The 8,041-nt window shown below is 66.8% G+C and carries 3 protein-coding genes and 3 pseudogenes; 3 read left to right on the plus strand and 3 right to left on the minus strand.

Features of this window, described 5'->3' with window-relative positions; translation table 11 throughout:
- Positions 1–112 precede the first annotated feature (112 nt).
- Complete coding sequence (locus ACIOD1_RS26705; RefSeq protein WP_401905072.1) at positions 113–1,801, plus strand: AIPR family protein; 1,689 nt, start codon at positions 113–115, stop codon at positions 1,799–1,801.
- A gap of 242 nt (positions 1,802–2,043) precedes the next feature.
- Here ACIOD1_RS26705 and ACIOD1_RS26710 read toward each other — a convergent pair.
- Both ACIOD1_RS26710 and ACIOD1_RS26715 read right to left on the minus strand, forming a co-directional pair.
- A pseudogene (locus tag ACIOD1_RS26710) lies at positions 2,044–3,559 on the minus strand (LacI family DNA-binding transcriptional regulator).
- A 24-nt stretch (positions 3,560–3,583) separates the two neighbouring features.
- Positions 3,584–3,916 carry a DNA-binding protein gene (locus ACIOD1_RS26715; protein WP_401905074.1) on the minus strand — a complete coding sequence of 111 codons (333 nt, stop codon included), beginning with the start codon at positions 3,914–3,916 and terminating at the stop codon, positions 3,584–3,586.
- Positions 3,917–4,689: 773 nt separating this feature from the next.
- Between ACIOD1_RS26715 and ACIOD1_RS26720 the strand changes: the two genes are divergently transcribed.
- Positions 4,690–5,166: a hypothetical protein gene (locus ACIOD1_RS26720; RefSeq protein ID WP_401905076.1), complete on the plus strand. Its 477-nt coding sequence runs from the start codon at positions 4,690–4,692 to the stop codon at positions 5,164–5,166.
- 61 nt (positions 5,167–5,227) lie between these two features.
- Here the strand turns inward: ACIOD1_RS26720 and aspS are convergent.
- A pseudogene (gene aspS / locus ACIOD1_RS26725) lies at positions 5,228–6,545 on the minus strand (aspartate--tRNA(Asn) ligase).
- A gap of 487 nt (positions 6,546–7,032) precedes the next feature.
- On the opposite strand from aspS, the pseudogene ACIOD1_RS26730 reads away from it, so the two are divergent.
- Positions 7,033–7,340, plus strand: a pseudogene (locus tag ACIOD1_RS26730) (NUDIX domain-containing protein); the annotation flags it as partial.
- Positions 7,341–8,041: the final 701 nt, after the last annotated feature.

Below are 8,041 nucleotides of genomic sequence, written 5' to 3' on the forward strand. Positions count from 1 at the left end.
ATCGACCATGCCCCCGGACTCAACGTGCACTCTGGTCTGAGGGCCAGCAGTGGGTGTTGCCCGAGCGGCCTGGCAAGCTAGCAGAGCCCTTGCCAGTGATTCCGGAGGATCCATGGGACTTCTGCAACTGACTCAGATCCAGCGGCGTGTCGAAGAGACGACCTTCCCGCTGATCGACGTCGCGGATCTAGCCGCCCACCGCCCCGCAGATGCCCGGATCACCCAGCTCAGCCGAGCCCTTGCGGCCTTCGCCATCGCCAAACGCGGTGGGCTGGAGTGGGAGGTGGCGGCTACCTCCGTGACCGATGGCACCAAGGACAACGGAATCGACGCCATCGCGGTCACCCCGGACGGCGACCGACTTCTGGTCGTCCAGTCCAAGTGGGCTCAGGACGGGCGCGGCAGCATGCAGTTGGACGACCTGATCAAGTTCCGGGAAGGCATCGCCGACCTAGTCCAGCTGAAGTGGGAACACTTCAATGACAAGGTGGCGTCGCGTAAGCAGGAACTTGAAAACGCCCTGCTCAACCCCCTGATCACCATTGAGATCATGGTGGTTCACACCGGATCCAGCCCGTGCTCCCCGGATGTACACGCCAAGATGGACGAGTTCCTCGCCGAGACCCTGAACACTCCAGACGAGGTAGCGTCCTTTCACTATCTCAGCCAGTCCGAGTTGCACCGGCTACTCCTCGACGAACAGCAGCTCCCCCAGATCGATCTCTCTGTCGATCTCACCGACTGGGGGCAGTTCCAGGGTGAGCCGAAGGCGTACTACGGCCAGGTCTCCGCCGAGCAGGTCGCCTCCTGGCATGAGAGGTTCAACTCGGATCTGTTCAGCAAGAACGTCCGGGTCGTCCTCCATGACTCGGAGGTGAACGACTCCCTCATCACCACCCTCAGGGACGAGCCAGAGGCATTCTGGTATTACAACAACGGCATCACCATCCTCTGCCAGGGCATCGCTAAGTCACCTGCCTATGGTGCCGACCGGCGGCTGGGCGCCTTCACGCTCACCGGGGTCGACGTGGTCAACGGAGCCCAGACTGTGGGCTCCATCTCCAAGGCAGACCGGCTTGGTATAGACATCAGCCAGGCCCGCGTCACCGTCCGCTTCATTTCCCTGGAAGGTGCAGAGGAGGACTTCGCCTATCAGGTCACCCGAGCGACGAACACTCAGAACCGCATCACAGGCCGTGATTTTCTGGCGTTGGACGCGGAGCAGTCACGTCTCAAGAACGAGTTCTTGGTCGAAAACCTCCAGTACATCTACAAGAGAGGCGAGGCTGACCCGGCGGCGGAGACCGGGTGCAGTGTCACGGATGCCACCATCGCGCTGGCCTGCGCGCATGCCGACGTGGGTCTGTCCACCCAAGCCAAGCGTGAGATCAGCAGACTCTGGGACACCGGCGAACGCGGCGCCTACAAGAAGCTTTTCAACCCGTCCGTCACCTACCTACGGATCTGGCGGGCGGTGGGCGTCATGCGCCGTGTGGAGGAGCTGATCAGCGATGCCACGTTCTCACTCGAAGGGCGCGCACGCGGCATCGCCGTGCATGGCAACCGACTGATCCTTCATCTCATCTTCCAACAGCTGCCGATCAACAAGATCGATGACCCGCGCTTCAGTTGGGACACGGAGATCGACAACCTGTCCGAGATCGCGGATCACACACTCATTGCCGTGATCGCCATCGCCGAGGCCGGATACCCCGGCTACCCGGCTAGCCTTTTCAAGAACGCCACGAAGTGCGCCAGCCTGTCGTCGGATGTTTTGAAGGCGCTCACAAGCGGGCGGTAAGGCCCGGCCTCTACACGGGATCACCGAACGGATCCCCCAAGACGTGAACGAACGGCTCCTCGAGACCGAGTTCATCGGCACCGACCACGCGCTCCTCCTCAATAGGACCCGGGGCGAAGAGCCTGCCTCCCCTCACCTGGGACCGTCCGTCAGGACGGCTCCGTACTCGCGATGCGTTTGCTGCCCCGACCGTATGCGCGAGTCACACGGCAGGTGCCGCTCCGAGCGGCACCTGCCTGCGGCTAGCGCACGGCTGCACGTGCTCGCAGGAGGCCGTCGAATACCCGCACCGGAGAACCGGCGCGCATCTCCAGACGGGCGTCCAGGGCTTCCTCCCACTGCCGAGTGAGGCCGGCCATGAGGCGTTGGCGCATGCCCGGGGGTCACGCGGGCGTAGCGGGCGGAGACCGAGCTGTCGATGTGGCCCATGCGCTCGTCCATGAGGACTTTCTCCGTGCCGAGGTCCTCCATGTGGGTGCGGTGGGAATGGCGTAGGCCGTGCGGGATGATGCCCCTGGCGACAGCCGTCCAGCAGGCGTCGGCGCGGCCCTGGGCGTTGCGGCCCCGGACCGGTATGCCCGGAAAGGGATCGCCGAGGAGCGGAACGGGACGGGGATCCTGCGGCGCCTTCTTCGGGTACCAGCCCGTCGTCGCCGGGTGGAAGAGCCAGGTGGCGAAGCCGTTGCGGCGCCAGTGGGCGGCATGTTCCGAGGGTGCACCGCCTCGCACGAAGCCCAGCTCCGTGATGGCGAGTTCGACGCGAGCACGGGTGGCCTCGCGCACGCGGTCGGGGTGGTTCAGGACGTTGGACACCGTGCCCGTGGAGACGCCGGCACGGCGGGCTACGTCGACCAGCTTCGCGCCCTGGTGGCCTCCGGTGCGGGCGGTGCCCTGGCCTTGGAAGACGTACGTCTTGCCATGGCACGGGCACGGCTTGGGCTTGGTACGGACGACGTGGTCGGCCACGAGGGCCGAGAGCCAGTCGGGGGCGTCGATGGTGCGGTAGCTGTCGTCCTTGGGTGGGCAGCGGACCATCACACCCGAGTCGAGCTCGTACAGCTGCCACTCGACTCGGACCGAGTCCCGGCGGGCGAACTCAGTTTCCAGGCCGACAATTTCGCCCCACCGCATGCCGGTGTACGCCTTGAGGAGCACCGCGACGAACTCGTCGTCGCGCCCGGAGAGGAGGGCGGCCCGCTCGGCGATCAGGAGAACGCCGAGTGCGTCGGTGACCACCTTCTCGGGGCCGCGATCGGCGGAACGGCCGGCGCGCTTGCCCCGTCCTCGGCGCTTCGCGGCTGGGTTCGCCTCGATGAGCCCCTCGTCGACGGCGTCGGCGAGGATGAGGTGCAGGGTCGCTCGCCAGGTCTTGACGCTGGAGGCCGCGTAGGAGGTGCGTTCCTGCTTCTCCCAGAGCGCGACGTCGGTACGGAGAATGCCGTCAAGAGCCTTGTCCTCGAAGACGGGGAGCAGGTGCTCCTCGATGTGGCGTCGGTAGTTCTGCATCGTGGACGCGGCCAGGTCCTGGGCCTCGTACCAGCGGCTCGCGTACTCGGCGAAGGTCTCCTTCCCCAGTGACGGATCCCGGACGTCGCCGCGGCGGAAGCCGATTTCCGCTTCGTCCGCTGCCCGCTTGGCCTCGCGCTTGGTTGCGAACTTGATCGTCGCGCCGGTGTGGTCGACGACAGTGTTGTGCTTGCCCGGCTCGGTCTTGTACCGACCGCGCCAGTAGCTTCCGCGCTTCTCCGCGAAACCCAACTTTCCCCCCTTCGGATCCCTCTACTACGCGGTGGTGTCGAACTCGTCCTGCCTGGTCCTGCGCGGCGGGCGGGCGCGGAGGCGGGCCGTTGTCGGGACCGGCCGGCTGCGCGGGGCAGGGGGAGCCGTGGCTGTTCCGGGTTCCGCGCGCTGCGCCGGACGCACCTCGTGCATCCGGACGATCTCGGCTAGGTGCTCGGCGGTGAAGCGGTACGAGCGCCCGACTCGGGTGAATGGAATGAGCGCACGGGCGGCCCGGTCCTTGACCCACCAGGCGGAACAGCCGAGGGCACCGGCAATCTCCTCGGGTCGGTACAGGCGGAGCAGGCCAGGAGCAGTGATATGGCGTGCGGGCATGGGCGGTTGGCGCAAGAAGATCCTTGTCTGGCAGGGCGCGCGGGATGGGGCCGCAGGCGCCGTAGCGGGATTTCAGGGGCGGACGGTGAGTGCTGGGCGGGAGCCCGAGGCGGAGAGCCGGCGTCGTGCCGTGGGGGGCATTACGAGGCTGCGGCAGGGAGCGGCGCAAGCTGGGAGACCGCGAGGACAGGGAGGGCTGCGGCGATGGCGACAGCAGCCCGCTCTGCGGCTGGACCGGTTTTCGTGGCGTGTTTGGGCATGCGTCTGTTGTAACTCCGAATCCCCGGTTTCGGTAACCGGGGATCGTGGGGTATAAAGCCCGGCGCCGCATTTCACGCAGGACTGAATGCAGGTCCATAAGCATGCGTAGACGGCGACAGGCGACAGCACCCCGGGCAATTTCGGACACCCGACACCATGTGCCCAGACAGGCTGGCTCGACAGGCCGCGAGCCGCCTGACGTGGGAGGCGGCGGAAACATAGACGGCGCTAGGAGCCGCGGTCAAGGTCTTCGCGGTGCGATCTTTCCCGCTTCGCATTCGGCGCCTACTTTTTGATCAACCGGGGATCCGGCCCTACCGTTATGGGATTCCCGGAACGACTTTTACGCTGGTGCTGCTTCGTCACCAGACTCGCTGGACTTTCCCGAATCAGGTGTGGCTGTGTTGGTCGCGGCCCGGTTCGGGAATTGATCCGACCCCAGTGCAATGCACTGCGGACCTCCAAGCCCCGCCGAACTGCCGCCCCCCGCTGGACGATCGAGAGGAACCTCTGTGCTCCACCCCACGGCCCAAGTGGCCGTCCGCACCCCCCTGCCGGTCCCCAGGACCTCACCCGCCTCCCTGTTCCTGTCCTCCGAAGGGGCAGCCTCGACCTGCCACAACGACAACTCGCACGGTCTGGTGTGGCAGGTCCAAGGGGTCAAGACCTTCCACAGCTACCACAACCCCGACAAGCACCTGTCCCCCGAAGCCGCGGTCCTCGGTGAGACCACCGCCGAAGATCCCCCACCGCACGACGAGGCGCAGCGGCAGTCGGTGACGATGCAGCCAGGCGACCAGTTGTGGAGCCACGCCCTGACCCCGCACTGGGTCACCACCGAATCGCCACTCGCGCTCAGCATCACCCTCTCCCACGGCGGCCTGTCCCGCCGCGGCCGGTACGCGGACCGCGAGCTGGCGCTGCGCGACCACTGGGACAAGAACCCCGCCGAGGCGTGGTCCCTCGACCTCGGCCACACCCGGTACTGAGCGAGCCACTGCTGCCCCACCGCCAGACGGGCGGTGGGGCAGCAGTGCGTGTACCCCTGGCTCAGGGGGTGAGGCGGTTCGGCCCCCGGAACAGGAACGCGGCCTCGCGGATCGAGTCCAGGCCGAGCATGACCATCAGGATCCGGCCCAGGCCGGCGCCGAGGCCGCCGTGGGGCGGGCAGCCGAAGCGGAAGATGTTCATGTAGTCCTGCATCGGCTCGGTGTCCATGCTCTTCTCCTCCGCCTGCTTGAGCAGCACGTCGGAGCGGTGCTCACGCTGGGCCCCGGTGGTGATCTCCAGGCCCTTCCAGAGCAGGTCGAAGCTGAGCGTCAGGTCAGGCCGGTCAGCCGGGCGCATGTGGTAGAAGGGCCGGATGTTGGCCGGGTAGTGCGTGATGAACACGAACTCGTGGCCCGTGAGCTCTTTCATGTGGGCGGCGATGGTGCGCTCACCCTCCGGGTCTAGGTCCTCCTTGACCCCCTCCGGGTCCCACCCGCCGGCCCGCAGGATCTCCTGTGCCTCGGCCATCGTGATCCGGGGGAACGGGGTCTCCGGCACGACGACCTCGACGCCGAAGACCTCCTGGATCGCCTCACCGTGGACCTCGGCGACCTTCGCGATGGCGTGGGCGAGCATCCGCTCCTCGAACGCCATCACGTCCTCGACGTCGTCGATCCACGACAGCTCGACGTCCACGCCGGTGAACTCGGTCGCGTGCCGGGAGGTGTACGACGGCTCGGCCCGGAAGACGGGACCGATCTCGAAGACCCTGTCGATGCCCGCGGCCACGGCCATCTGCTTGTAGAACTGCGGCGACTGCGCGAGGTAGGCCGACCGGTCGAAGTACCCGAGCTTGAACACCTCAGCGCCGGACTCCGAGGCAGTTCCCATCAGCTTCGGCGTGTGCATCTCGGTGCAGCCGTTCTGCATGGCGTACTCGCGCAGCCCCTGCTCCAGGGTCGTCTGCGCGGCGAACACCATCTGCGCGGTGGCCCGCTTGCGTACGTCGAGGAAGCGCCAGTCGAGCCGGTGCTCGGGGCCGGTGTGCTCGTCGATGGGCAGCGGCGTTTCCGCCTTTGTTCAGCACCTCGATCGTCTCGGGGACGATCTCCAGGCCACCCAGGTTGACCTGGGCCGCCTCTACGACGCGTCCGGTGATCCGGACAGCGGATTCGGGAGTGAGTGATTCGATGACGGCTTCGAGCGGGCCGCCATCGCGCTTGTGGGTCACCTGGGCCATGCCGGAGTGGTCCCGCAGGATGACGAACTGCATCTTGCGCTGCAGCCGGAGCGCGTTCACCCAGCCGGAGACGGTCACGGTCTGGTCGACGTGTGCGCGTAGGTCGGAAACCAGTACGCGGCTAGTGGTGTGGATCATCGCTGCCCTCCAGGGGCGTCGTCATGATCCCTTGGAAGCGTGGGCGAGAAGGGTACTCGCGGTGCCACCACGCCTTTGCCACCGCCAGACAGCGGCGGCCTCATTCAGCCCGATGACGGGGGCAAACCGGCGGGGCATTGGGCCCGAGAGCCTTTCCTCCCCGCGCTCGGGAGGGTCTTCACCACGGGTGCGAGTCCGCCTTCACAGCTGCCGGCGGCTCTCTCTGCTCGCGTGATCCGTGGCTACTCGTCTCCGTCGACGCGTTGGTCACGAGGATAGGGATCCCGCAAGCCCCTCGCAACGGATTCACGGCGGCGGCGCGCCAGGTGGCCGGATGGCACCCCTGCCGAGGCCCGATAGGACGCCCCCTTGCCCACCGCTGCCGTGCAAGGCAGCCACGAGAATGCGCGACAACTACGATCAGGGCCGCGAAGCCGTCTGGGCCGCTCGCGGCCCTGGACTCCCGACCAGGAGGGGACCGCCGCACGTGGGTAGGACTGAGTACTACAACGACCCCGCCACACCGAAGGCCAGTACCCTCATCCCCGCCAGCAACCTGCTCGTCGTCGATGACTACGGCGCCATCCTGCTCCAGCGCCGCCGAGACACCGGCCAGTGGGCCCTTCCCGGAGGCGCCCAGGACATCGGCGAGACGGCCGCCCAGCGCGGGCTACGCGAATGCTGGAGGAGACCGGCAACGTCGCCGAGATCACTGGCTTCCTCGGCGTCTACACCAATCCGAAGCACATCGTCGCGTACACCGACGGCGAGATCCGCCAGCAGTACGAGACCACACAGGCCGACGGCAACGTCGACATACGCATGCTCAATACCGGAAGCAAGCTATCTGCCCCCTCCGGACAGGCTGATCACGCTCACTTCTGCTGCGGCGACCCCGCATATTTCACCCGAGAGTGATCATGTTGGCTGCTGCCAGCATCGACCACCTAGGAATAAACCCGCAGGTCAGAACGCTACGCCGTGATCCACAAACTGGCCCGAACCGGCACGTGCTGCGCTGCCCGCTCACGCATCGCTTACGCAGAAACGCCCGCGCCCGAGGCCACTCACCTGTGCATTGAGCCGCATTGGGAGCAGACCCACGGCGCCACCGCCATCCCCCTCGTCGCCCCATTGCCCGACCCTGGACCCCAAGCAGCCCGGCCCGCTGAATGGGTGGGAGTACGCCCTCGACGTTGCTGTTTGGCCCCCGCCCTGGCCGACGGGAACGTCGACGACACCGCCCTCGACGTATGGCCGCCTGCTGCGATGGCATCGCCGCCTCCTACGAGGCCGAGGGGCTGCCCTCCCCCGCCTCCACCGCGCGCCGTTTACGCGCCCAGCTTCAGCACCGCTTCTCCAAGCACCAGCATCCGGCCCACCGCGCCCGCCTGGACACGTTACTGAGGTTGTAGGCGTGGTGTCGTCGGTGTGAGTCCGGTCCCGGTGAGGCATCCGTCGATGATGTGGCTGCGGTATTGGATCTGGCGGAGGCC

It is taken from the genome of Streptomyces sp. NPDC088097 (assembly GCF_044741845.1).
GTDB lineage: Bacteria > Actinomycetota > Actinomycetes > Streptomycetales > Streptomycetaceae > Streptomyces.

Excerpts from the sequence above, each read along its gene's own strand:
- ACIOD1_RS26705 (WP_401905072.1), top strand. The coding sequence starts at position 113 with ATGGGACTTCTGCAACTGACTCAGATCCAGCGGCGTGTCGAAGAGACG.
- ACIOD1_RS26715 (WP_401905074.1), bottom strand. The coding sequence starts at position 3,916 with ATGCCCGCACGCCATATCACTGCTCCTGGCCTGCTCCGCCTGTACCGA.